We start from the raw sequence: 24,351 nt of genomic DNA, 5'->3' as shown, positions 1-24,351 counted from the left end.
ACTATCCATAAAATTTTAAAATTTCATGAACGAGTAATTTCGGCTCTAAAATTTGAGCTAAGCTGTAAGCGAAGCCAAATTTTAGTAGTCAATTCTTGCGAGTGAATGAAATTTTAAAATTTGTAAAATACTTTTTTAGAAATTTAAAGTTTTCTTTCTTTGTTAAGGGAGACAAGGGGACTTGAATTACGAAGCCGTCCCCTTATCCCCCTTTTTAAATCCCCCAATCCCCTCGCACGTTAGAAGTGGCATGCCTCAGTGCTTTGCACTGCATGCAAATTAAAACTCTAGCAAGTTTAAATTTAGCGATATGGTATGTTTGTTCATAAATTTTAAAATTTTAGAGATATTTATTATATGTATTTTTATATGTAAAATTTTACAAAATTTCAAGTCTTGCGCTGATATCAGCAACGCCTTTTGAGTACATCGCAGAAGTGACTATCGCATCGGCATTTGCATAATCTTTTGCGTTTGATAAATTTACGCCGCCAGCTGCTAGTATCATAGTATTTGGCGAAATTTCATCTCTTAAGGCTAGCACGTTTTTGATAAGCTCTGGGCTAAATTTATCGCACTGCACGACGTCGCAATTTGCTTTTAAAAGCTTACCTGCTTCGTCTAAATTTTCAGCTTCAATGCATACTTTTCGCTCAGCCATTTTTGCTTTAAACTCTGGCAAATGCGATAAAAATTTATCAAAGCTACCGTAGGCTTTCATGTGGTTTTTAAAAAATAAAATACTATCGCTAAGCCCAAGCCTATGGATGCCACCACCGCCTTCAAGTACGGCTTTTACACAAAATTTCTTTGCAAATGGGAAGCTCTTTCTAGTTGCCAACACTTCACATTTTTCATTGACACTTTTTGCAGCTTTTGACATTTTGTTTGTGTAGGTTGCGATGGCGCTAGCATATTCTAGTGCGACTTGGGCTAGTTTCCAAGCCTTATGCACGTCTTCGTAGCTACCATAAATTTTTATGATCACATCGCCAGCCTTGCAAATTTGAGAGTTTTTGACAAAAATTTCGCTCTCGCAGCCAAGTAGTCTTGCTATGCTTGCTGCCACATCTACGCAGCTAACGCAAATTTCATCACGCGAGTAAATTTCAAGCGAGGCTTTTTTATCGATATCTTGAAGCGACGTTGTGAGGTCAAAGTAGGGTAGGTCCTCGTTTATGTAGTCTAAAATTTCAGCGTCGCTTAGTCTCATTTTATGCCTTTTTTGAAGCGGTTTTTGCTTTTACGATCATCTTTTTAAAGATGCCGTTGTCGTAAAGTCCAGCGTGGTAAAGCACAAAGCATGTAAATGCGATGCCAGAAGCTACGTGGAATTTTTTAACAGATCTATTTTTCATAAAAAGTGCGCTTAGGCAAACGGATGCCAAAGTGACGCTCATGCCGACCTTTGCTACTTGTCTATGGGTGTTTAGGTCTAGTAGTTTGCCGCTTATCTTTATATCTTTTCCCAAATTTTCTCCTTTAGTTTTTGCTCCAGCAGCTTGTATTTTTGATGCCTAGACTCTCTGGGTCAAATTCTGGATTTTTACCAGCTTTTCTTTGAGCTTCGTAGTCTTTTATCGCTATTATCACCACTTTTGATAGTAAGAAAATAGCGATGATATTTATCGTAGCCATAGCCGCCATCGTGATATCAGCGATGTTCCAAGCGAGTTTTAAGTTCATCTGAGCGCCTATAAATATCATAATCACTGCTGTGATCTTAAATGCTAGCGTTAAATTTTTGCTTTTTGTTAGAAATTTCATATTTGCCTGTGCGTAGTAGTAGTTGCCGATGAGCGACGTGATGGCAAATAGCACTACTGCAAGGGTCGTAAAGTGTAGTCCAAAGTCGCCAAAATACTCTTTCATCGCTGCTTGAACAAGAGGTAGGGCGGTTAGCACTTCGCCACTTACGCCAGTTTGTTTTGTAAGATATGCCTGAGAAAAAAGCACGATCATGCCAGAGGCGACGCATATCGTCATATCGATAAATACCGCCATTGCTTGCACTAGCCCTTGTTTTACTGGGTGGCTTGTGTGCGCCGCAGCCGCTGCATTTGGCGCTGAGCCCATGCCAGCTTCATTTGAGAAAAGTCCTCTTTTTATGCCTATCACGATCACGCTTCCAGCAAATCCGCCAAATATCGCTTTAAAATCAAAGGCGCTTTCTATGATCATCTTGATGACGGCTGGAATTTCTTTGAAATTTAAAACGATCGCGATGATAGCTAGCAAGATGTAAGTAAGCGCCATGAAAGGCACGATATATGAGCTAACTTTGCCGATGATGTGGCTCTTACTAAAAAACATCACAGCCGTAAATGCTGTAAGTATAAGTCCGATGCCAATAGGCAAGCCACTTTGCGCAAAGGTGATATTGCTGCCTGCTTTATCGTAGTAAATTTCAAAAGCAGAGGTCATAGTGTAGCTTTGAAGCCCGTTAAAACCATAAGCATAGGTGATGATGAGGATGATGGCAAACAAAGAGCCAAGCCACTTTATGCCAAGCCCGTTTTTGATGTAATAAGCCGGTCCGCCTTTAAAGCCAAAGACATCTTTGGTTTTATAAATTTGAGCCAAAGTGCTCTCGATAAAGGCTGAAGCTGAGCCTAAAAACGCCATCAAGCACATCCAAAAAAGTGCTCCTGGACCACCTGCGACGATGGCAGCTGAAATTCCAGCGATGTTGCCGATGCCAACGCGCGAAGCAGTCGAGATCATCAGCGCTTGAAACGGAGTTAGATGGTGCTTGTTATACTTATCCTTTTTCTCTACCAGAACTCTGCAAGCTTCAAAGAACATCCTAAACTGCACAAAACGGGTAAGGTAGCTAAAATAAATTCCTGAAGCTACAAGGATGATAACCAAAAAATATCCATACAAAAAGTCGTTGGCTACATCCATTTTGCCGTTTAAAAAGTTTAAGAAATTCTCAAACACCATCTATCCTTTCAAATTTATTTTGACTTGATCTTCACGCCCTTCATTGAGTTGAGCAGAAGCCAGATCGTCGTGCCATTGTGAAGCATGGCAGTTGCTATTGGATTTAGCATGCCAAGCGTTGCGGCACTTAGTATAGCTGTATTTACGCCAACGGTTGAGCGGAAATTTGAGCTAATTAACTTCATAGTTTTATTAGCAAGCTCTTTTGCAAGCGCTACGCTCATGATGTCATCTTTTAAAAGGCTTATATCAGCTGTTGCTTTAGCGATATCAGCACCTTTGTGCATGCTGATGCCAACATTTGCTTTTGTTAGGCTTGGCGCGTCATTTATGCCATCACCTACAAAAGCGACCTTTTTGCCCTCACTCTTTAGCTCTTCGATGATCGCTGCTTTGTCCGTTGGCAAGCACTCAGCATAGACCCTATCAAGCCCAAGCTCGCGCGCTACCTCTTCAGCTTTGCTCTTTATGTCGCCACTTAGCATAACTATCTCTTTCACGCCAAGATTTCGTAGTTTTGCCACCATATCTTTAGCGTTTGTTCTCATATCATCTTTCATAGCGATCACACCAACAAGCTCTTTGTCGTATCCTACATAAAGCAGGGTTAAACCGCTTTGTAAAGCCTTATTTATAAGCGCTTCATGAGCTTTAAAGCTTATCATCTCATCATCTTCTAAGAAGTGCCTACTGCCGATAACGACCTCTTTGCCGTGCATAGCAGTTTTTACACCGTGAGCCACAATAAATTCAACCTCGTCGTGGTGGATATGACTAAATCCACGCTTGTTTGCAGCCTCAACTATCGCTTCAGCTACTGGGTGGAAGTAGTGTTCCTCGGCACTTGCGGTTAAATTTAAGATATCAGCCTCTGAAAATCCATCTTTAAAAGAGTAAATTTCAACCACACTTAGGCGTCCATGAGTTAGAGTGCCGGTTTTGTCAAAGACAAATGTATCAACCGAACTTAGAGCCTCGATCGCCTTTGCGCCTTTTATGAGGATGCCGTTTCTGCCAGCCTTTGAGATGCTTGACTTAAACGCAACTGGGGTAGCAAGCTTAAGCGCGCAAGAGTAGTCAGCTTGAAGCACGCTTGCAACGCTGTTCATATTTTTGTTTATAACATACGAAAGCCCAGCAAGAGAGAGTGTGACTGGCACTAGTTTATCAGCTAGTTTTAGAGCTTTTACGCCGATGGCTGATTTTTCATTAAGTGAAGTTTGGATGTACTCTTTGATCCTTGCGGTTGCGGTGTCGCTACCTACGTTTTCAGCCCAAATTTTGATCCTGCCCTCATCGACAACAGTGCCGCTTATGACGCGGTCGCCTCTAGCTTTTGCTACAGGCTCGGCCTCTCCAGTCATTGAGACTTGATTGACATCAGCATTGCCCTCGACGATGTAGCCATCAACGCCTATCGTCTCGCCAGCTCCGACTACTACGATGTCGCCTTTTTTTAAATTTTCGGTTTTTACCTTTTCAAGCGTCTTTTCACCGTTTAAATTTCGCTCGACCCAGACCTCTTCGATGTTTGGTTTGGCTAGCTCTTTGATGAGATCATCACTTCTGTGGCTAGCACTTTCTTCCATGTATTCGCCGATATTTATCATCAAATTTGTGCTATTTGCAGCCAAATGATCACCCATTGCAAGGCTTGTGCCAATAGCAGTTGCCTCGAGCACTTTTGAGGTGATGCCCTCATGCCTTAGCTCTTTTGCGCCTTCTATTAAATTTGGAGCTGTGGCGTAAAGAGTTACGGCTGATTTTAGAGTTTTATTACTCATAAATGGCGTTACGCCAAGTGCAGCAGCAGCTTTGTAGATATTTGCTTTGCTAGGTAGGCTCTCATCTTTTGGCTTGGTTGGAAAATCATAGCTTTTTATAAAATCTAAAATTTTCTCGTAGCTCTTATCAAACTCAACAACGATGCTTTTTGCGTATTTATTTACACGCACGCTTTTTGCATCGGTTCGCTCTGAGATCGCAGCCTCGATAGCGCTGACATCGCTTCTAGCGTTTAGGCTCTCGCAAATAAACCTCGCTCTATTTTTGCTCTTGTGAGCTAGAGTGACCTTATTTTTGTGAGTCAAGTTCTGCTTTGACATCTTCAAAACGCTCTTTTAGTTCTTCTATGCCAGCGTTTATTAGCTCGCCACCTTTGATGATCGCTTTAAATACGCACTCTTGTGCTTTTGGATTAGTTAGCACATAAGCTGCTATGCCGCCTAAAAGTAGGCCTTTTACAAAGCCAGCTGCGTTAAAATTTTCAGGTACAAATGGTAAATTTTGAGCTGCATTGTTTATCGCATTATCAACTGCACTTGGCTGAGTTGCTGCTGCGTCATTTGCTGCTACTTCGTTTGCGTTTTCTTCATTGATATAAGGGTTATTCATTATTTACTCTCCAATTTTATTAGTTCTTCAGCTATCAAAAGACCGCCGATGCCAGCTGCAGTAAAAGCTGCTGCGTTTAGATATTTTTTTTGTGCTATTAAATTTGAAGCGTGAATGCCAACAGCACCTACAAAACCACCAGTTACGGCGTATTTTGCTATCTTTTTAGCGACGTCTTTTTTAGTTGCTCTGTTGTTTAGATAGTCGCTAAAGCCAAGCGCAGCCGCACCCATGCCAGCGATCAAGGCTCCACTGATGAAGTGATCAAATGGAAGCCTTGTGTTTGAAAGTGTAAAAAGACTATTTTCTTGCATTCTCTATCCTTAAGCTATATCGTTTGGTGTGATAGCTTTTGGAGCTGCTGGCTTTTTAGCACGTGGTTTTCTTGTTTTTTTAACCACTTTTTCAGCCTCTTTTTCTACTTTTTTAACGCCACGTTTTGCTTTTTTCTCTTCTTTGACCATAAAGTCTTTTGCGTCTTTTGCGACGTTTTTACCTTTTTTATAAAGATCTTTTGCAGCCTCTTTGCCTTTATCTAAGCCATCTTTGGCGCACTCTTTGATCTTATCTCTTTTACTCCAAGCAACTACTGCTAAACCGCCTATTGCTAAACCTGCTAAAAATGGTAATGCCATTTTAAATCCTTTCTTTGTTTGATTTTGTAAATTATTCATCTTCTTCATCCTTATTAAAATTTTTGCTAACTACTGAAATGCCTAATGCCCCAAGCGCAAGCCCGCTAAAAAACGAGAAATTTGGGTTGTTTGTGATCTTTGCCAACTCGCTTTTATCAGCCTTGCCACTTGCGATATTTTGCAAGCTTTTAGTTATCTCATTAAAGTCATTTTGATAGCTTTCTAAAATGTTTGTTATGCCATTTTGCTCAAAATTTTGTGAAATTTCATTTAAATTTAGCTCATTTTTTGCTCCAGCTCCACTATAAATTTCTTTTAAGCAGTGCTTTAAAGAGGCGATATATTCGTTATTTGAAGTAGCCCAAAGTCTAAAAAATAGATCTTTTAGCTCCTCATCGTCTAAGCTTTCACAAAATTTCTCATACATTTTGTTTAGCTCATTTTCATAGTTTAGTGCCTCTATCAGCGCATCTTCTTTATTTTTTGCTGGCAAAAAGATAGCTTCATTTTCGCAAACAAGCTCATACTCATGCGCACTTGCAAATTTCTCTATCAAGATGATCGCATTTTTTCTCACACTTGCGATTTGATCAAATACTTCGCCAAATGAAGCTAGACCTTCATATAGCCTAAGTGCGTTTTTTTCGCTCGTATAAGAGGCGTTTAAAAGCTCGTTAAGCATATTTTACTTCTCTTGCTACTTCATTTACTTTAGCTGAAATTTCTTCTAAATTTTGCCCTTTTAAGAGATCCTCCCAGAGATTTTTAGGGAAAATTTCATGATCGTATTCGATCGTTACAGAGCCGATTATCTTGTTAAATTTAACATTTTTTATGCCATTTATCTGGGCGATCATATCATCTAAACTAGCTAAATTTACGCTACTACTTAGCTCTTTGATCTTTGGGCTAACCCTTACTCTTAGTCTGCCATTTGTGTGAGCTATCATCGAAAAATAGCTTGCAACTTGTGCTAAAGTTTGTGTTTTTATATCCATTTTCATCCTTTTATTTTGTCTGCGTATTATCTAACCTGCAACTTAAACAAATCTGAAATTTTTTTGTCTTTCATTATCAAAAAGCAAAATGAAATGATAAATTTAAACCCCATTTTTTGCTTGGCAATCACTACAAATTCCATAAAGTATCATCTTGTGAGACTCTGCGCTAAATGACCTTTGGCTACAAATTTGCTCCTGCCTTTGCTCTATCATCTCATCTTCAAAATCAACCACCTTTCCGCAAATTTCACATATCAAGTGATCATGAGAGGATTTTAAATTTAACTCGTAATTTTTAACACCATTTTGCTCAAAACTATTTGCTAAATGGTGGTTTTCTAAAAAATTTAAAAAGGTATATATAGAAGTCATTGAAATTTCATTTTTGTAAATTTCATAAATTTTTTGACAAATTTCTTGAGCATTTAGATGTGACTTGCTTGCAAAAAGCACACGCAAAATTTGCTCTTTTATCTCAGAGCCTTTTTGGTTAAAAGCTTTTAAAAACTCGTTAAAATGCTTGTAAAATAGTTCAAAGTCTTCCACAAAATCCCTATCAAATTGATAATGAATGTAAAGATTTTACAACTTTTCTACTAAAAAATGCATAAAATTTATTACAAATTCTAAGTAAAGTATTTTATAAGCTTCTTTTGGTATAGTTTCGCATTTTTTAAATCAGAATTAAGGAACGAAATGACTTACGACGAGCTAGAATTAGACGCCGTTTTGTTAGAGGTTTTGGAAAATAGAGGCAGCTTTGACTCGATGGATGATGAAGAGCTTTATGAGCTTATCGAGCAAGTCGCGCAATATACAGACGGCGACTACGAAGAGGCGTTTGAATATATGACTCAATTTTCTCCAATCCCTAAAAAACGCTTTGTATCACTATTTATGGTTTAGCAAAAGGCTAAGCCATAATCTTGCTAAATTTATAAACTAAAATTTCTAAAATCTTTAAAATGTAAAAAAAGAGAGCCTGACTCTTCTAAAAGAGCCAAGTTGCGAGGTTATTATAAGAAGTATTTTGAGATTATCTCTTTAAATTTGATTGTGTATTTGCTAGCTTTTGGGCTGTTGTTGTAGATATCTTCAAAGTCATACATTCTCTCGTAGTAGTCGTTTGTATCTTGTGCGTTTATCTTAAGTCTTGCCACATCTAGGCTAACGCCAACAAAAGCTCCACTTGTCTTGCCACGCTCCTCGACAAATGCTGAAATTTCAGGCAAATCACTAGCTATCGCCACTTCGTTGCCAACGCCACCAGTTGCTTCTGCTTTTAGACTGATCGTATCTTTTGCGTTAAACAAGCTTGCATAGGCTTCTGAGTTTTTAAACAAGATGATCATATCAGCCGAGCTATATCCTAGCTGAAGGCCGATGCTGCCAGATGTGTAATTTACAAAAAATGGGCTTGACCACTCGCCATTGTCGTTTTTAGCGATAAATACGCCTCTGCCTTTTGAGCCAGTGATGATCGCGCCTGCTTTTGTTACGTCTGGGATGATAGCGATGGCTTTGATGCCTGTAAATTTGGTATTTGGTTTTAAATTTCTAGTGCCAAAAGCGTTTAAAATGTTTATCGCATTTTTTAATTTTTGGTTTTGAATCACATCAGCGTTTAAATTTAACGCAAAAAATGAGCCGATCAAAAAGAGTAAAGTTAGAATTTTTTTCATCAAATTTCCTTATTTAAATTTTTTGTTATTATAGCCTAAAATAAACTATTATTTAAAAATTTATTAATGAAATTTTATGAGATTTCATTATAAAATGCCCATTTTTAAGGAAAAAATATGAGCTTAATACTTTTTGTGGAGTACGTTGGTATCGCATCAGCTGCGCTTAGTGGCTTTTTGTTTGCTGTAAAGAGGGAGTGTGACTGGCTTGGCGTCTTTTTGTCCGCATTTTTGACCGCACTTGGAGGCGGTATCATGCGTGATATGCTCGTTGGTAGGGCAGTTTATTCATTCACTCACTACATGCCAGTAAGCGTCGTCATCTTTATGCTTGTCGTATCTAGGATCACAAATTTACATATAAAAAGAGAGGGCTTGGAGAAGAAATTTGTCTTTATCTTTGCCGACGCGATCGACGTTATCTGCTTTTCTATCGTCGGAGCGATGGTTGCCATCGAGTATAGTTACAACATCTTTGGCGTCATGATGATAGCCTTTTTTAACGGCGTTGGCGGCGGTATCTTAAGAGATATCTTGCTAAATGAAGTCCCGTGGTTTTTACGCACCGGACTTTATGGCACGATAAGCCTTGGCGTGGGGCTTGCTTACTTTATCCTCTATCATCTAGGCCTTACCAACATATTTTTTACCATGCTCTTGCTAGCTGCTGGTATAACGGTCAGGATGTTCGCATTTTACAGAGGCTGGAAGCTGCCTGATCTATGAAATTTAGCGAGTTTTTTGATATCTGGGTCAATGAAAACTACTATAAATTTGGTGTGGATATCGGCAAGAAGGGTGATTTTTACACAAATGTAAGCGTTGGCTACCTCTTTGGCGCCTGCCTTGCAAACTACTTTTTAAAGCTACTTAAAAATGGCGAAATTTCTAGCTCTTGCAAGGTCGTGGAGATCGGCGCAAACTCTGGTGATATGCTGGCTGATTTTGCTCAAGGCATCTTTACACTTGAGCCAGAAATTTTGTCAAATTTAGAGCTTATCATCATTGAACCTCATGAAATTTTACGTAAAAAACAGCTTGAAACCTTTAAAAATCGCTTTGGTGACGAGGTTAGAGTAGGACACTATGAAAATTTGGGCGAGTGCTCGTTTGATGAAATTTTTGTCATCTCAAATGAGCTACTTGACGCATTTAGCTGTGAGGTGATAGACGCAGATAATATGCTTTTTGTGGATGATGAACTAAAATTTCACTGGCAAAAGGCAGATCGAAATTTACTAAATTTAGCAAAGAAATTTGGCATAAAAAAGGGCGAGATATCAACTAGTTATGCCAAATTTGCGCTCCAGCTTGCAAATGCGGCAAAAAAGGTGAGATTTTTAAGCTTTGACTACGGAGAATTTGAGCCAAAAAATGAGTTTAGCCTAAGAGTTTTTAAAGATCATCAAGTTTTTTCATTGTTTGAAATTTCAAACCTCGCGCCATATTTTAAAAGCTCAGATCTAACTTATAGCCTTTGTTTTAAGCAGGTAAAAGAGGCTTTTTGCGAAGCTGGCTTTTTGATGCTTAAATTTAAAAAGCAAAATGATGCTTTGGTTTGCGACTTTGGCGTGGATGAAATTTTATCTTTGGTGCTTGAAAAGGGCAGCAAGCAAGCCTACGAAAATGCAGCAAAACAAGCGAAATTTCTACTCTCGCCCGAGTTTTTGGGTGAGAAGTTTAAATTTATAGAGTTTTTAAAGAGCTAGCCTGGCGATATCGGCGTAACCCGCCTCGCAAGCCTTTAAAAGGTCGTTTGGAGCTATCTTTATCTGCTTGCCTCTTACTCCAGCGCTTACTAGCACGTACTCTTGCTCTTTTGCTCGCTCGTCGATGAAGGTCGCAAAGTGCTTTTTCATAGCAAGTGGCGAGCAGCCGCCTCTGATGTAGCCGGTGATCTTCTCTAGGTCTTTTAAATTTATAAGCTCGCAGCGTTTGGCACCGCACGCATGAGCAAGTGCTTTTAGATCAAGCTCCAGATCGCCTTGCAGGCAAGCAACGACAAAATTTTTAGGCTCACACTGGCAGACGATCGTCTTATAAATTTGCTTTATATCTTGCTTGGTGCTAGCTGCTACATGAACGGCTGAAAGATCATTTAGATCGACTTCGTATTCAAGTATCTCATACTCTATTTTTAGCTTGTCTAAAAGCCTAGCGGCGTTGGTTTTATGTATCATCTTTTCTCATTTTTGTGAATTTTTTGTATAATTATAGCCAAAACTTAAAGGAGGAAAGATGGCTGAAGAAGTTGAAGAGAAAAAAGCAAAAAAAGGTGGCAATGGCGCTTTGATGATAATCATCATCGCGATATTTGTTTTATTGCTAGTTATCGGAGGGCTAGTGGCGTTTTTGATGCTTAGTTCTGACGAGCCAAAAGAGGCAAATATGGCGCAAACACCAGCTCAGACTCAAACTCAACCAGCACCCGCTCAAAACAAAGCAAAACGCGGTGGCAACGACTATTCGAACATGGGACCTATATATCCGCTTGATCAGTTTGTCGTAAATTTACTTAGTGAAAATGGATCAAGATTTCTTAAAACTAAGATCGATCTAGAGCAAAGCGACGAGCTGCTAACTGCCGAGCTTGATAAGAAAAAGGCACTTTTAAGAGATATCATCATAAGAACGCTCTCTTCTAAAACTTACGAAGAAGTAAGCACTGCAAAGGGCAAGGATAGGCTAAAAGACGAGATCGTCGGTAAGCTAAATGAAGTGCTAAATGATGGCTACATCAAAAACATATTTTTTACTGATTTTGTGGTGCAATGATAGGCATCGATATCGTTAAGATAGATAGAATTTCAAGACTTAAGGCTCGTCACGGCGAGCTTTTTTTAAAGAGATTTTTAAGTGATAGCGAGATCGCGCTAGCAAAAAATGATGCGACTTTGGCTGGATTTTGGGCGGCCAAAGAAGCAGCTAGCAAAGCCCTTGGTGTGGGTATCAGCAAAGAGTGTGGCTTTTTAGACATTATGCTCAGCAAAGACGCAAGAAACGCACCAAAGATAAAATTTAGCCCAAGAATTTATACAAGCTTTAATATCAAAGAAGCAAGCCTTAGTATAACTCACGACGGCGGATTTGCCGTAGCTGCAGTGATGATAGTGTGAAATTTATCTGTTTTAGCTTTTAGCTACTTTTTTATGTAAAGTCTAATTTATAAATAAATACCTATATAAACTTTTTTACAAAAAAGACGAAATTTGATGTAACCTTTGGTGATCATAAAAACTAAGGATAGTAAAATGCAAATTTCTAATAATCTTTCAACCTCTAACTACCTCTCAAGAGAGAACATAGCAAGAGAGATGGGCTTTAAATTTAATGATATAAATGAGATACTTAGTAACGATATGGATCATGGTATGACATTTACTAAGTATGCAAGGCTAGATGATAAAGAAAGAGCAAGAGAGTATGACAGATATAATCACTCACTTACTGGCTTTGTAAAAGGTGAAGGAGAGGCAAGAGTAAGCATACTTGGCAAGCTAATGGGCTATGACGACTCTTTTTCAAAAGATGAGATAGATGAGCTAAAGAAATTTATAGATGATAGCGGTGCTTTGGGGCTTGAGAGAAATCCAGCATTTGAGCCAAAGGGGATTTTTAAAGATCCATTAAATAGTAAAAAGCTCAGTGTTGATGATTTTATAGATCAGTTTGCAAATAAAAAAATCCTCTCTTTTATAGCTTTTGGCGGTAGTAAGACAGCTGAACTACTTGATAGCGATATGAGCGTTGATGAGTTTAAAGGCAAATGGGCTAAATTTGCACTAAATGAGCGCTTTGGTTTAGAGTTTGACGAGGAGCTAGCAAAAGATACTATAAATTCTATCAACGATCTTGAAACACAAAACGAAGAAGATAAAAAAGAGAAGAAATTTACACCTATACAAGTTACTAAAAAATCTCAAACCTATAAGCTTGAAGCCGATGAGAGATTTAAGGAGATATATAAATTTATTAAGAGTGAATTTGATAGTGGCAAGAGTATGTTTGAAATTTTAGAAAAAGTGGCAAAGCTTAAAGTGGATAAGACAGCGTAAAGGGGAGTTTAAAATGATAACTAGCATAAACGGACTTAGCAACACACCGATACAAGATAACACTATTCAAAAAGAAAATGCAATAGAAAATGTAGCCAAAGAAGGTAAGCAAGACAAAAGCGTCAGCGAAGAAAAATTTGACTACTCAAAGAATCTTTTTAAACCCTGGAGCAAAACTATAAAAGAATTTATAGATATAGACAAAAGCAAAGAGGGCTGGATAGCAGATACTATAAATCGAATAGATAATATGCTATCTAATTACACCATTCAAGAAAGACGGGCTTTATCAGCAAAAAGAGAGCCAGAAAATATGGAAGAATTTAGAGTTCGCGAACTCCAAGATTACATGGACTGGTTGCTTACAAACTCTATAGACGGCAAACCAACGATAGTTGGTAAAATGGTTGGTCTTGGCACAGCAGAAGAGGAGGCGGAACTAGAAGCTTTTGTAAAATCATTTTCTGAAGACACAATGATGAGTAATGATGGTGCTGCATTGTTTGTTAGAGCAGATCTAAGCATAGAAGAGTTTAAGAAGCTTTATAGAGAAGATGTAGAAAAAACTACAAAAGAGCATAAAGAATTTCTAGCCAAACTACACAAAGAAGAACAAGAATACAATGCAAATTTTGCTAAAGAGCAGGCTGAGAAGAAATTTAAACCTATGCAGGTTAAAAAGAAGTATGAGACCTATGATATAAACAAGGATCAAAAATTTCTCTATGCAAGAGAGCTTTTAAATTTCAAAGAAAAAAGAGGCATAGATGTCTTAGAGCTTATGCAAAAGATAGATAAGAAGCAAATTTTAAATAAGATGGCTTGATGGATAAAGATAGCCACCTTTTAAATTTATCTATTTAAACTTTTGTCTCATTTTGAAGCTTTGTGGCATGAGCTAGCACACTATCTACTATCTCACCAGCACTTTTGCCGTATTTTGAAGTGAGTATTTCTTTTTAGTAACTCTTCTAAAATAAATTTGATCATCTTCTCATTTTTTAAAAGCCTTGAGAGAGGCACCATATCATCAGCTAGGCTTTGCTCACTCATTAGCTTTGAGTAAGAGCTTGCCTCCACGCTAAGCTTCGTCTCGCCACTATCACTAGCGATAGGACTAAAGCTCTTTAAAAATCCCACAAATACACCAGCATTGCTATAAGTATTATCTGCTTGATATACCGACATATCTGGATTGAATGTATATTCATCACTGGCTCTTGTGCCAAGACGCTCTTTGCTAAAATTTAGCTCATAGACCTCGTGGCTTACTCCAAAGCCTCTAAGCTCATCTCTAACGCTCTTTGCATCGTTAAATTGATCAAATGTTTTATATACATTTGTAACAGATATTAGGCTCACATCTTTTAAGAAATTTGCATTTTTACCAAATGTTTTTTGGTTGGTATCCATGCTAAAGCCTTTTGGTAAATTTGCTAGATCAGCTTCGCTATATCTATCTTTCTCGTCCCCTACAATGCTTTTAAAAAGGTTATAGTAGTGTTTTGTGGTATCAGCTACGTCTATCTTTTCAAAGGCAGCCTTGCTTCTATCTTGTGTGAAGAGATATGTTTTATTGTTGTATCTAACTATCTCATCAAGTGTGCTTTTGTGGATTTTAAAGTCCTGTGGCAAGCCTGCAGCCTTGTTAAAGTCAGCTCCCATAAAGCCTGCTTTATCTACTGTGTAGCCATAAGCTTGAAGGTCATTAAAATTTAAAGAGATAAGGCTGTTTTGTGAAGAAGTGGTATAAGTAAATTTAGCTGGTTCTTGGTTTGGCTTGCTACTCTCTTCTTTAATACTTTGTTTTATAAGATCACTAAAATTTGTATATCTCTCACGTTTGTGTTGTTGCTTGGTGTATGAATTTACATTGGTGCCTAAGATGCTAATATCATTCATGGTTTGCTCCTTGATATTATCTGTAAAAGAGTAAGCATGATTTGTTCCAGAGTAAATTTACATCCACTCAAGCACTTGCGTGATATCTTTGGCGTAAAAGCACTTTAGACCTTGCGTGTCAAGCGGTTTGTTTGGGATGATGGCATTTTTAAATTTCTGCGTTTTTGCCTCTTTTAAGCGCTGATCGAGATTGAAAATTTCTCTTATCTCGCCGTTTAGGCTTAGCTCGCCGATGAAGACGCTGTCCTTGCTGATAGGGCGGTTTTTGAAGCTGCTGATTATCGCTGCGATGACGGCTAGATCGGCCGCAGTCTCACTTATCTTAACGCCACCTGAAACGTTTATGAATACGTCGTAGTGCCCAAGTGGAATTTCAAGTTTTCGCTCAAGAAGTGCTAGCAGCATATCTAGGCGGTTTCTCTCAAAGCCAGTGGAGCTTCGTTTTGGATAGGCGCTTTCGCAAACAAGCGCCTGAATTTCGATGCTAAGCGCCCTTGAGCCTTCCATTATGATGGTGATAGCACTGCCACTCATCGCCCCGCCACGTGTGAAAAATTTACTCGATACCTCATTTGCACTCACCAGTCCGTGCTGGCTCATCTCAAATATACCAACCTCGCTCGTCGAGCCAAAGCGGTTTTTAAACCCACGCAAAATTCTCAGCTCTCTGCTCGCGTCGCCCTCGAAATAAAGCACTACATCGACCATGTGTTCAAGCACTCTAGGCCCTGCGATAGAGCCCTCTTTGGTGATGTGACCGATGATGAAAACACAGATATTTTGGCTCTTTGCAAGCCTCATCAGCTCAAATGTGATCTCACGAACCTGCGTGATCGAGCCTGGTGCGGAGGTTATATTTTGGCTATAAAGCGTTTGTATGGAGTCAATGACTAGCACCTTGTAGTCGCTCTTTTGCACTTCTATCAGGATATCTTCTAGACAAATTTCAGTTAGCAGGTATAAATTTTTATCCACAGCATTTAGCCTGTCAGCTCTCATTTTTATCTGGCTTTGGCTCTCTTCGCCGCTTACATAGAGCGTTTTTTTGCCGTCCTTTGCTAAATTTGAGCCGATTTTTAGAAGCAAGGTTGATTTACCAATGCCTGGGCTGCCGCCTATAAGCACAAGCGAACCCTCGACCACGCCACCACCAAGAACAAGGTCTAGCTCGCTATCTTTGGTGCTAAATCTCGTGAAATTTTGAATTTCAACTTCATCAATACTTATGGCTTTGCTAGGTGTGCCACTACTTTTTGCTATCTCTTTGCTTATCTTTATCTCTTGCTGGCTAAGCTCGACAAAGCTATCCCAAGCCCCACATTGTGGGCATTTGCCCAGCCACTTTGCTTGTTGATTACCGCAGGCTTGACACTCAAAAACTGGCTTTGCTTTTGCCATAATATATCCTTTTTAAAATTTCAATTATCATCACTCCAAAGGCCGCTCCGATCATGTCAGCCACGATGTCAAGCAGGCTAAAGCTCCTATTTGGTAAAAATGCCTGAACGAGCTCTATTTGCACGCCAAAGGCTAAAAGTGGGGCTAAATTTTTTAAAATTTTAAACTCATAGCCAAGGTAGAGCAGTATATAAAGGACGAAAAAAGCTAAAAAATGGTTTGCTTTGTCCCACGAATTTTCGATGATCGCAGGACTTTTTGGAGTAAATGCAAGAAAATCAATCGCCAAAAGAGCAGCAAAAAAGCAAATTTTACTAAGAAATTTTACCCTACTCAAAAATGGCGTCCATCAGCTCGTCTAAAAACTCGTCTGGGTTAAATTTGATGATATCGTCCATGCTCTCGCCAACGCCTATATAAAATATAGGTAGCTCAAGCTCCCTTGCCACGCCAAATAGCGCTCCGCCCTTTGCAGTGCCGTCAAGTTTTGTGATGATGACGCCATCAAGCGAGACGATCTCATTAAACGCCTTTGCCTGCGCGACGCCAGCGTTGCCCTGCGTGCCATCAAGGATGAGGATCTTGCGATGAGGCGCCTTTTCGTAGGCTTTTTTGCTGATACGAACGATCTTATCAAGCTCGTTTGCTAAATTTGTCTGGTTTTGAAGCCTGCCAGCCGTGTCTAAGATGACGCGGTCGATGCCTTTTGCAAGAGCCGAGCTAATCGTGTCGTAGGCAACAGCTGAAGGATCATGTCCTTGCTGAGTGGCGACTATTGGCACACTTAGTCTGATTGACCACTGGCGAAGCTGCTCGATCGCTCCAGCTCTAAATGTATCACAAGCGCCTAAGATGACGCTTTTGCCGTTATTTTTATATAAATTTGCTAGCTTTGCGATAGTTGTCGTCTTGCCAGCGCCATTTACGCCAAGGATAAGATCGACAAATGGCTTGTCAGGCTCGATCACGCGCTCCTTTTCGTAGATAAAATAGCTACTCATAACGCGTCTAAGATCAGCTCTGCTCACTTCATCTTGCGGCGGCAAGTAGTATAAAATCTCCTCCACGATCTCGTAAGCCACGTCAGCCTCTAGTAAAATTTCTTCTAAGCTCTCTTTGTTGATCTTTTTTGACTTTTTAGCCGAGCTTATCGCCCCAAAGGTCTTTTCAAAGCCTCTTTTTAAAAACTCAAGCATTATTTTATGGCCCTATTTATGTCAGTTTCAAGCATCTCTTCAGGCACAAGACCGATGTAACCTTGAGCGTAGTCGCCATTTGCTTTAAAGAGTGCAGATGCAGGGAGTCCTTTGATGCCGCCCATCGCCTTTTCAAATAAGAAATTTCCCTCGCCAACTGCGATGTCGTATTTGATCTTATACTTTTGAGCAAATTCTTTAACCTCGTCCTCACTCTTGTCTTCAAGCAAGACAGCAACGATGTTTAGCTCGTTTTTAAATTTCTCACTTAGGTTGTTTAAAGATGGGATCTCAGCCTTGCAAGGTGGGCACCAAGTAGCGAAAAATACGTAAAGTGTCGCTTTTTTGCCATCTTTTACGTCAAAGCCGTTGCTTCTTTTTGTGATCTGCATAGTTGTGCCGTTAAGCAGTTTTAGGCTTATATCTTTTACTTCGTCACTTTGTGTGCTCTCGCTTATCTTTGGTGTGAGCGTATCTTTGCTTAAATTTTCATCTTTGCTGGCATTTTCTTCTAAATTTTTACTTTGCACAGCTGGCTCGCTAGTGTTTTGCTCGCTCTTTTGGCTTTTGTTGTCGTCGCCGCATCCGAAAAATGCAAAAAGACAAAGTGATGTTATAATTGCGCGTTTTAGTGTCATAAATTTCCTTTTGAAAAATGTTTCAGGATTATACAAGAAAGAGCATAAAATGAGCGTTAATTTAGAAAAAAACGAATTTAGAAAAAATGCAAGAGCAAATTTGATAAAGCTTGCTAAATTTAGAGCAAAATGCACGCATTATAAGGCGGTAAAAACACTTTTAAATTTGATAAATTACACAAATTCTAAAAAGGTGCTCTTTTATCTGCCGCTTAACTACGAAGTCGATGTGCTTAAAATAAGACGAAATTTATCACATAAATGTGAAATTTTTGCCCCTTTTATGGTAGGTCTTAGCTTAGAGATGGTAAGATTGCGACTGCCATTTCTAACTTATAAATTTAATGTCAGACAGCCATCTGGCAAAAAAATGAATAATGTTAAACTCGATATGGCGGTAGTTCCAGCGATTGGGGTTGATGGAGCTATGGCAAGGATAGGGCACGGAAAAGGATTTTACGATAGATTTTTTGACACTTTGCCCGTTAAGCCAAAACTGATAGTTTTCTTAGAGGTAAAAGACTTCTACACCAAAGATGTGCTCTCGCAGGCGCACGATGCGGTGGGAGACTTTTATATAACCCCAAGCAAAAATTATATAAAAAGAGGAATAAATGATAGAGGTTTTAATAGGCTTAGGAGCCGGTGTGGTGGGCGTTGGAGCAGGGTATCTCTACGCCAAAAAGATAAATGATGCAAACTACAACATATTTTTAGAGCAGGCAAAAGCAAAGGCAAAAGCTATCGAGTATGAAGCTGAGCTAACGCTTAAAAACTCTAAAATTTCAGTACAAGAGGCTGAATTTGAGGCTAAAAAAAGATACGACGACAAGACGACAAAGCTTCAAAAAGAGTATGCAAGTAAATTTGATGAGCTGACCAAAAAAGAGAAAATTTTGCTAAATGAGCAAGAGCTTTTAAACGAGAGCAAAGAGCTTTTTGAAAAAGATAAGCAAGATGCGAAGGTCACTTATGAAGAGGGTTTAAATTTAAAAGCGACTTATCAAAACAAAGTAGAAGAGGCGATAAGAGTGCTTGAGCACGCTGCTGGCTTAACGGAGGAAGAGGCAAAAGAGGTCGTGCTTAAAAAGGTCGAGGAGAAGTCACGCGCCGACATCGCTCACATCGTTAGAAAGTACGAAGAAGAGGCAAAAAGAGAGGCTAAAAAGAGGGTTAATTATATCTTGGCGCAGGCTACGTCAAGATTTGCTGGAGAATTTGCGGCTGAGCGTCTGATAAATGTCGTAAATATCAAAAACGATGAACTAAAAGGCAGGATCATCGGCAAAGAGGGACGTAACATCAAAACCCTTGAAATGGTGCTTGGCGTTGATATCATCATCGATGATACCCCGCACGCGATCATACTAAGCAGCTTTAACCTTTACAGACGTGCGATCGCTACAAGAGTGATCGAGCTTTTGGTGGAGGACGGCAGAATTCAGCCTGCAAGGATAGAGGATCTTCACAAAAAAGTAACTGAAGAATTTGAGCAAAGCATACAAGAAGAGGGCGAAAACATCGTCATGGACCTTGGTCTAAATAAAATTCATCCAGAGATAGTAAAACTAATAGGCAAGCTTAAATTTAGAGCAAGCTACGGTCAAAATGCCCTTGCGCACAGCCTTGAAGTGGCTCACCTTGCTGGCATCATCGCAGCAGAGTGTGGCGGAGATGAGAAGCTAGCAAAAAGAGCTGGCATACTTCACGACATCGGCAAAGCACTAACTCACGAGTACGAGGGCAGCCACGTCGATCTTGGAGCTGAAATTTGCAAACGCTATAAAGAGCATCCAGTCGTCATCAACGCGATCTATGCTCACCATGGCCACGAAGAGGCTACAAGTATAGAAAGTGCTGCTGTTTGCGCAGCTGATGCACTAAGCGCAGCTCGTCCAGGGGCAAGACGTGAGGTGCTTGAGAGCTTCCTAAAACGTGTCGAAGAGATAGAAAACATCGCAAAAAGCAAAGAGGGCATCAAGCAAGCTTATGCGATCAACGCTGGTCGTGAGATCCGCGTCATCGCAAATGCTAAACTCATAAATGACGATGAGGCAGTGCTTGTGGCAAAAGAGATAGCTCAAGAGATCGAGAGCAAGGTGCAGTATCCTGGTGAGATAAAAGTAAGTGTCATCAGAGAGACTCGCGCTGTTGATTTTGCGAAATAACGGCAAGATATGAAATTTCTTTTATCATTGATAATATTTTTCTCGCTTGGCTTTGCCAGCGAGGAGCTCGTGCTGGACTCGGCAAATTCGTTTATAACGACGATGAGAGGCGCTAGAAACGCTCCTATAAAAGAGCTTATCGAGCAGTCAAAAGCGACAATCATCTTTCCAAGTGTAAAAAAAATAGGCTTTGTAGTTGGCGGTATGGGTGGCGACGGCATAATGGTCGTTGGCAACCTAAATTCGCCAACTGAAATTTTACCAGTTAGCATAAGTGGCGGCAGTATCGGCATCCAGCTTGGCTACGAAGATAGCTCGCTTGTGCTTTTTATATTTAAAGATAGCATCATCTACGACATAAAAGACGCTAAGATCACGCTTGATACAAAGCTTTCGGTAGCGTTTGGCGACATCGGACGCAATTACAGCAAGGTAAGCGACTTTAAATTTTCAAGCGACATCTACGCCTACGCTGCAAATGATGGATTTTTCGCAGGAGCTAGCTTTGGCGGAGCAGTGATTAGCGCAAAGGATGAAATTTTAAAACAAAGTGGCTACGCATACGAGCAACTAATATCTTCAGCTTCTAAACTTTTGGGGCAATGATGCAAGACGTTATAAACTCAATTTCTACTTACGGCTACATCGTGCTATTTTTTTACAGCCTTGGTGGTGGTATGGTCGCGCTTATCGCCGCTGGGATATTAAGCTTTGCTGGTAAAATGGACATCACTCTTAGCATAATCGTCGCTGCCGTGGCAAATACGATCGGCGATACTTTGATCTTTTACGTCGCAAGGTTTAACAAAAGCTCGCTTATGCCTTATGTGAAAAATCACAAAAGAAAGCTTGCCTACGCTGGAATTTTGGCAAAAAAGCATGGCGATAAGATAATATTTATCAAAAAATTTATCTACGGCGTCAAAACTTTGGTGCCTATCGCACTTGGATTTACAAAATACTCTTTTTATAAATTTAGCGTTATAAATTTGATCTCTTCGGTGCTTTGGGCGGTGATCGTCGGTCTTGCTAGCTATAAAGCAGGGGATTATTTTATGAGTGTGAGCAATTATCTTGGCGAGCATGGCTATATCATGCCACTTACCATGGTTGGCTTGTTATTAGGTATCTGGTTGTTTTTACAACACATTACAAAAAGGAGAAAAGTATGAAAAAGGTGATATCTGCTCTAATCGTAGTTATCGTGATCGTCGCAGGCGCTGTTTATTTCGCCTCAAACAAGGTTGAGGAGAACTATCAAAGGATAGTTGATAGACTAAATGATGTAAATGGCTTTAAAGTTTCAGAAAACAGCTATCAAAAAGGCTTTTTTGGCTCAAAAGGATCGTTTGATCTTATCGTTTCAAAGGATCTTTTGAAAAATTTAGCCGGCAAAGATGTAGATGAGGATCTAAATTTCAAGGTGGAAAATGAAATTTCTCACTCAGTGCTTGCATTTGTAAATGGCTTTGATATTGACTCAAAAATTTCTATACAAAATGAGGCGATAAAAAATATCGTTGCTTCATTTCTTGGATCAAACGTCGTCGCAACGGCTAAAACAAAGGCTAGCGTGAGTGGCGATAAAGATGTAAATGTTAAATTTAGCGATATCGACTTTAGCGACAAGCAAACTATGAATGTTTATACAAAGGATGTGAAATTTGGCTTGAAACTGGACGCAAAAGATAATGTAAATAGCGCAAACTTGGGTCTTGAGAAAGTTGCCTTAAAAGATCTCAATGAAGAAAATAAAGCAGAAGTTAATCTTGAAGGCGTCGATATAGATACAAGCTACACTGTACCAGTTGAAATTTCAAAGATATTTGAGAGCAAGCTGGCTCCTTACATAGCAAAGGCTAAGATCAAAAAACTAGCATTATTAGATGAAAAAGATGGCAATGTTGCTTTAGACGATATTGAGTATAACTCTAAATTTGAAGTCTCAAATGATCTTGGTAGCTCAAAAGATGTGGTGAAGATAGGTGCAGTTGCTGTTAATAAAGTGAAATTTACAGATTTTATCTTAGATAGCAAAATAGCAAATATCAACGTGCCAACTATAAATAATATACTTGATAGACTAAGTAATGTAAATGTTGATACAAATGAGAGTATCTTTGCTGGGTTAAATTTGGACGAAGTAATGGGTCAAATTTTAGAGAAAAATCCAAGTGTGAAAGTGGATACATTAAGCTTTAAAAATGGCGATAATGCGATAAATTTAAAACTAGATGCTGCTATCAATGGCTTTAAAAGCGGAGAAAGTCAGCTTGCGATCTTTGATAAGCTATCACTTAATGGCGAGCTAAGTGCGGATGAGACTTTGGCTAAATTTTTTGATACGCTCTTCCCAGAGATGACTCTTATCGAACCAACACTTATATCTGCTGGATATTTAAAAGAAGATGGCAAAAAAGTAGTGAGTAAATTTAAGTACGATCCAAATAAAAAAGATATTATTTTTAATGAAAAGGTTGGACTTCAAAATTTCTTTATGGGCTTTTAAAAAATTAGCCTAATTTTTATCTACTTTTAAGCATCACTTCTATATACTTCACTTTCTGTTTTGCAGAACGCAGAGCAGAAAGTTCTTTTAACTTACAATTGTTAAACTATTAGTCAATCTTTGAAATCTAAACAAGTGATCGATTGAGCCAGTCTATTATGATTAAATAATAGATTAGACAAACTAATATAAAAACTAAAAGTTTTTTTGATTAAAAACTTCATAATAAAAATCCTATCTATTAGATAGGTAATTAATATGGAGAGTTTGATCCTGGCTCAGAGTGAACGCTGGCGGCGTGCCTAATACATGCAAGTCGAACGGACGAGTAAGAGCTTGCTCTTATGAGTTAGTGGCGCACGGGTGAGTAATGTATAGCTAATCTGCCCTACACTAGAGGACAACAGTTGGAAACGACTGCTAATACTCTATACTCCTATCTAACATAAGTTAGATAGGGAAAGTTCTTCGGTGTAGGATGAGGCTATATTGTATCAGCTAGTTGGTGAGGTAATGGCTCACCAAGGCTATGACGCATAACTGGTCTGAGAGGATGATCAGTCACACTGGAACTGAGACACGGTCCAGACTCCTACGGGAGGCAGCAGTAGGGAATATTGCTCAATGGGGGAAACCCTGAAGCAGCAACGCCGCGTGGAGGATGACACTTTTCGGAGCGTAAACTCCTTTTGTTAGGGAAGAACAATGACGGTACCTAACGAATAAGCACCGGCTAACTCCGTGCCAGCAGCCGCGGTAATACGGAGGGTGCAAGCGTTACTCGGAATCACTGGGCGTAAAGGACGCGTAGGCGGATTATCAAGTCTCTTGTGAAATCCTATGGCTTAACCATAGAACTGCTTGGGAAACTGATAATCTAGAGTGAGGGAGAGGCAGATGGAATTGGTGGTGTAGGGGTAAAATCCGTAGAGATCACCAGGAATACCCATTGCGAAGGCGATCTGCTGGAACTCAACTGACGCTAATGCGTGAAAGCGTGGGGAGCAAACAGGATTAGATACCCTGGTAGTCCACGCCCTAAACGATGTATACTAGTTGTTGCTAAGCTAGTCTTGGCAGTAATGCACCTAACGGATTAAGTATACCGCCTGGGGAGTACGGTCGCAAGATTAAAACTCAAAGGAATAGACGGGGACCCGCACAAGCGGTGGAGCATGTGGTTTAATTCGAAGATACGCGAAGAACCTTACCCGGACTTGATATCTAACAAATCATCTAGAGATAGAAGAGTGTCTGCTTGCAGAAATGTTAAGACAGGTGCTGCACGGCTGTCGTCAGCTCGTGTCGTGAGATGTTGGGTTAAGTCCCGCAACGAGCGCAACCCACGTCATTAGTTGCTAACAGTTCGGCTGAGCACTCTAATGAGACTGCCTTCGTAAGGAGGAGGAAGGTGTGGACGACGTCAAGTCATCATGGCCCTTATGTCCGGGGCGACACACGTGCTACAATGGCATATACAATGAGAAGCAATATCGCGAGATGGAGCAAATCTATAAAATATGTCCCAGTTCGGATTGGAGTCTGCAACTCGACTCCATGAAGCCGGAATCGCTAGTAATCGTAGATCAGCCATGCTACGGTGAATACGTTCCCGGGTCTTGTACTCACCGCCCGTCACACCATGGGAGTTGATTTCACTCGAAGCCGGAATACTAAATTAGTTACCGTCCACAGTGGAATCAGCGACTGGGGTGAAGTCGTAACAAGGTAACCGTAGGAGAACCTGCGGTTGGATCACCTCCTTTCTAGAGTACATATAGATATTCTCTCACAAGATATCTATAAGAAAGATATTCTCAATCATCC

Annotated in this window: 29 protein-coding genes and 1 rRNA gene; 13 read left to right on the top strand and 17 right to left on the bottom strand. The window is 39.7% G+C overall.

Annotated features, from left to right (window positions below; genetic code table 11):
- Positions 1-379: 379 nt before the first annotated feature.
- From modD to CCS77_RS05495, 10 genes are all read right to left on the bottom strand, one after another.
- Entirely contained in the window at positions 380-1,213 is an 834-nt protein-coding gene (modD, locus tag CCS77_RS05540; protein ID WP_107916810.1) for a ModD protein, read from the bottom strand.
- A 1-nt stretch (position 1,214) separates the two neighbouring features.
- Positions 1,215-1,472, bottom strand: a complete 258-nt coding sequence (locus CCS77_RS05535; RefSeq protein WP_107916809.1) for a helicase — start codon at positions 1,470-1,472, stop codon at positions 1,215-1,217.
- Positions 1,473-1,482: 10 nt separating this feature from the next.
- The gene (locus CCS77_RS05530; protein ID WP_035145198.1) at positions 1,483-2,946 is read right to left on the bottom strand and encodes an alanine/glycine:cation symporter family protein; all 1,464 of its coding nucleotides are present in this window, start codon (positions 2,944-2,946) and stop codon (positions 1,483-1,485) included.
- Between the two features lie 14 nt (positions 2,947-2,960).
- Positions 2,961-5,051, bottom strand: a complete 2,091-nt coding sequence (locus CCS77_RS05525) for a heavy metal translocating P-type ATPase (RefSeq protein ID WP_430516327.1) — start codon at positions 5,049-5,051, stop codon at positions 2,961-2,963.
- Complete coding sequence (locus CCS77_RS05520) at positions 5,020-5,340, bottom strand: hypothetical protein (RefSeq protein WP_012001864.1); 321 nt, start codon at positions 5,338-5,340, stop codon at positions 5,020-5,022. The genes CCS77_RS05525 and CCS77_RS05520 overlap by 32 nt, the downstream gene beginning before the upstream one ends.
- On the bottom strand, positions 5,340-5,654 hold the full coding sequence (locus CCS77_RS05515; protein ID WP_009293949.1) for a hypothetical protein: 315 nt from the start codon (positions 5,652-5,654) through the stop codon (positions 5,340-5,342). The genes CCS77_RS05520 and CCS77_RS05515 overlap by 1 nt, the downstream gene beginning before the upstream one ends.
- 9 nt (positions 5,655-5,663) lie before the next feature.
- Positions 5,664-6,014, bottom strand: coding sequence for a hypothetical protein (locus CCS77_RS05510; protein WP_107916807.1), 351 nt, complete (start codon positions 6,012-6,014; stop codon positions 5,664-5,666).
- Positions 6,007-6,657 carry an aminotransferase gene (locus CCS77_RS05505; RefSeq protein WP_107916806.1) on the bottom strand — a complete coding sequence of 217 codons (651 nt, stop codon included), beginning with the start codon at positions 6,655-6,657 and terminating at the stop codon, positions 6,007-6,009. Before CCS77_RS05505 ends, CCS77_RS05510 begins: the two co-directional genes overlap by 8 nt.
- Positions 6,650-6,973, bottom strand: a complete 324-nt coding sequence (locus tag CCS77_RS05500) for an HMA2 domain-containing protein (RefSeq protein WP_002942231.1) — start codon at positions 6,971-6,973, stop codon at positions 6,650-6,652. The genes CCS77_RS05505 and CCS77_RS05500 overlap by 8 nt, the downstream gene beginning before the upstream one ends.
- 102 nt (positions 6,974-7,075) lie before the next feature.
- Positions 7,076-7,522 (bottom strand): Fur family transcriptional regulator, encoded by a 447-nt coding sequence (locus CCS77_RS05495; protein ID WP_107916805.1) that lies wholly within the window; start codon positions 7,520-7,522, stop codon positions 7,076-7,078.
- Between the two features lie 150 nt (positions 7,523-7,672).
- Between CCS77_RS05495 and CCS77_RS05490 the strand changes: the two genes are divergently transcribed.
- On the top strand, positions 7,673-7,882 hold the full coding sequence (locus CCS77_RS05490; protein WP_002942234.1) for a hypothetical protein: 210 nt from the start codon (positions 7,673-7,675) through the stop codon (positions 7,880-7,882).
- A gap of 110 nt (positions 7,883-7,992) precedes the next feature.
- Here CCS77_RS05490 and CCS77_RS05485 read toward each other — a convergent pair whose 3' ends face one another.
- Positions 7,993-8,658 (bottom strand): lipid-binding SYLF domain-containing protein, encoded by a 666-nt coding sequence (locus CCS77_RS05485; protein ID WP_103569923.1) that lies wholly within the window; start codon positions 8,656-8,658, stop codon positions 7,993-7,995.
- 117 nt (positions 8,659-8,775) lie between these two features.
- Between CCS77_RS05485 and CCS77_RS05480 the strand changes: the two genes are divergently transcribed.
- On the top strand, positions 8,776-9,384 hold the full coding sequence (locus tag CCS77_RS05480; RefSeq protein ID WP_021093519.1) for a trimeric intracellular cation channel family protein: 609 nt from the start codon (positions 8,776-8,778) through the stop codon (positions 9,382-9,384).
- On the top strand, positions 9,381-10,367 hold the full coding sequence (locus CCS77_RS05475) for an SAM-dependent methyltransferase (protein ID WP_107916804.1): 987 nt from the start codon (positions 9,381-9,383) through the stop codon (positions 10,365-10,367). The genes CCS77_RS05480 and CCS77_RS05475 overlap by 4 nt, the downstream gene beginning before the upstream one ends.
- Here CCS77_RS05475 and ybaK read toward each other — a convergent pair.
- Positions 10,356-10,838: a Cys-tRNA(Pro) deacylase gene (gene ybaK / locus CCS77_RS05470; RefSeq protein WP_002942247.1), complete on the bottom strand. Its 483-nt coding sequence runs from the start codon at positions 10,836-10,838 to the stop codon at positions 10,356-10,358. The genes CCS77_RS05475 and ybaK overlap by 12 nt on opposite strands.
- 58 nt (positions 10,839-10,896) lie before the next feature.
- On the opposite strand from ybaK, the gene fliL reads away from it, so the two are divergent.
- From fliL to CCS77_RS05450, 4 genes are all read left to right on the top strand, one after another.
- A complete protein-coding gene (fliL, locus tag CCS77_RS05465) occupies positions 10,897-11,433 on the top strand; it encodes a flagellar basal body-associated protein FliL (protein ID WP_002942267.1) in 537 nt (178 codons plus the stop codon).
- Positions 11,430-11,774, top strand: a complete 345-nt coding sequence (gene acpS / locus CCS77_RS05460) for a holo-ACP synthase (RefSeq protein ID WP_009293941.1) — start codon at positions 11,430-11,432, stop codon at positions 11,772-11,774. Before fliL ends, acpS begins: the two co-directional genes overlap by 4 nt.
- A gap of 135 nt (positions 11,775-11,909) precedes the next feature.
- Positions 11,910-12,713 (top strand): hypothetical protein, encoded by an 804-nt coding sequence (locus CCS77_RS10620; RefSeq protein WP_107916803.1) that lies wholly within the window; start codon positions 11,910-11,912, stop codon positions 12,711-12,713.
- A 13-nt stretch (positions 12,714-12,726) separates the two neighbouring features.
- Complete coding sequence (locus CCS77_RS05450) at positions 12,727-13,539, top strand: cell surface protein (protein ID WP_107916802.1); 813 nt, start codon at positions 12,727-12,729, stop codon at positions 13,537-13,539.
- A gap of 92 nt (positions 13,540-13,631) precedes the next feature.
- Here the strand turns inward: CCS77_RS05450 and CCS77_RS05445 are convergent, their stop codons facing one another.
- From CCS77_RS05445 to CCS77_RS05425, 5 genes are read right to left on the bottom strand one after another with little or no spacing between them, the layout of a single operon-like run.
- Positions 13,632-14,615, bottom strand: coding sequence for a Cj0814 family flagellar-dependent secreted protein (locus tag CCS77_RS05445; RefSeq protein ID WP_107916801.1), 984 nt, complete (start codon positions 14,613-14,615; stop codon positions 13,632-13,634).
- Between the two features lie 57 nt (positions 14,616-14,672).
- Positions 14,673-16,013 carry a DNA repair protein RadA gene (radA, locus tag CCS77_RS05440; RefSeq protein WP_107916800.1) on the bottom strand — a complete coding sequence of 447 codons (1,341 nt, stop codon included), beginning with the start codon at positions 16,011-16,013 and terminating at the stop codon, positions 14,673-14,675.
- Entirely contained in the window at positions 15,988-16,350 is a 363-nt protein-coding gene (locus CCS77_RS05435) for a VanZ family protein (protein ID WP_107916799.1), read from the bottom strand. The genes radA and CCS77_RS05435 overlap by 26 nt, the downstream gene beginning before the upstream one ends.
- Positions 16,343-17,209 (bottom strand): signal recognition particle-docking protein FtsY, encoded by an 867-nt coding sequence (gene ftsY / locus CCS77_RS05430; RefSeq protein WP_009295514.1) that lies wholly within the window; start codon positions 17,207-17,209, stop codon positions 16,343-16,345. The genes CCS77_RS05435 and ftsY overlap by 8 nt, the downstream gene beginning before the upstream one ends.
- A complete protein-coding gene (locus CCS77_RS05425) occupies positions 17,209-17,847 on the bottom strand; it encodes a TlpA family protein disulfide reductase (protein WP_107916798.1) in 639 nt (212 codons plus the stop codon). Before CCS77_RS05425 ends, ftsY begins: the two co-directional genes overlap by 1 nt.
- A 49-nt stretch (positions 17,848-17,896) precedes the next feature.
- Here CCS77_RS05425 and CCS77_RS05420 point away from each other — a divergent pair, with 49 nt between their 5' ends.
- The 6 genes from CCS77_RS05420 to CCS77_RS05395 all read left to right on the top strand — a co-directional run bounded on the left by CCS77_RS05420 (position 17,897) and on the right by CCS77_RS05395 (position 24,290).
- Entirely contained in the window at positions 17,897-18,541 is a 645-nt protein-coding gene (locus CCS77_RS05420; protein ID WP_107916797.1) for a 5-formyltetrahydrofolate cyclo-ligase, read from the top strand.
- Positions 18,462-20,015 (top strand): ribonuclease Y, encoded by a 1,554-nt coding sequence (gene rny, locus CCS77_RS05415; RefSeq protein WP_034901872.1) that lies wholly within the window; start codon positions 18,462-18,464, stop codon positions 20,013-20,015. Before CCS77_RS05420 ends, rny begins: the two co-directional genes overlap by 80 nt.
- A gap of 9 nt (positions 20,016-20,024) precedes the next feature.
- On the top strand, positions 20,025-20,621 hold the full coding sequence (locus CCS77_RS05410; protein ID WP_103650515.1) for a lipid-binding SYLF domain-containing protein: 597 nt from the start codon (positions 20,025-20,027) through the stop codon (positions 20,619-20,621).
- A complete protein-coding gene (locus tag CCS77_RS05405; protein ID WP_180999442.1) occupies positions 20,621-21,187 on the top strand; it encodes a DedA family protein in 567 nt (188 codons plus the stop codon). The genes CCS77_RS05410 and CCS77_RS05405 overlap by 1 nt, the downstream gene beginning before the upstream one ends.
- Positions 21,184-22,524, top strand: coding sequence for a DUF945 family protein (locus CCS77_RS05400; protein ID WP_107916796.1), 1,341 nt, complete (start codon positions 21,184-21,186; stop codon positions 22,522-22,524). Before CCS77_RS05405 ends, CCS77_RS05400 begins: the two co-directional genes overlap by 4 nt.
- 255 nt (positions 22,525-22,779) lie before the next feature.
- Positions 22,780-24,290 (top strand): 16S ribosomal RNA (locus tag CCS77_RS05395).
- Positions 24,291-24,351 lie beyond the last annotated feature (61 nt).

It is taken from the genome of Campylobacter concisus (assembly GCF_003048375.1).
GTDB classification, from domain to species: Bacteria; Campylobacterota; Campylobacteria; order Campylobacterales; family Campylobacteraceae; genus Campylobacter_A; species Campylobacter_A concisus_T.
This window is presented reverse-complemented; position numbering and strand designations above follow the sequence as displayed.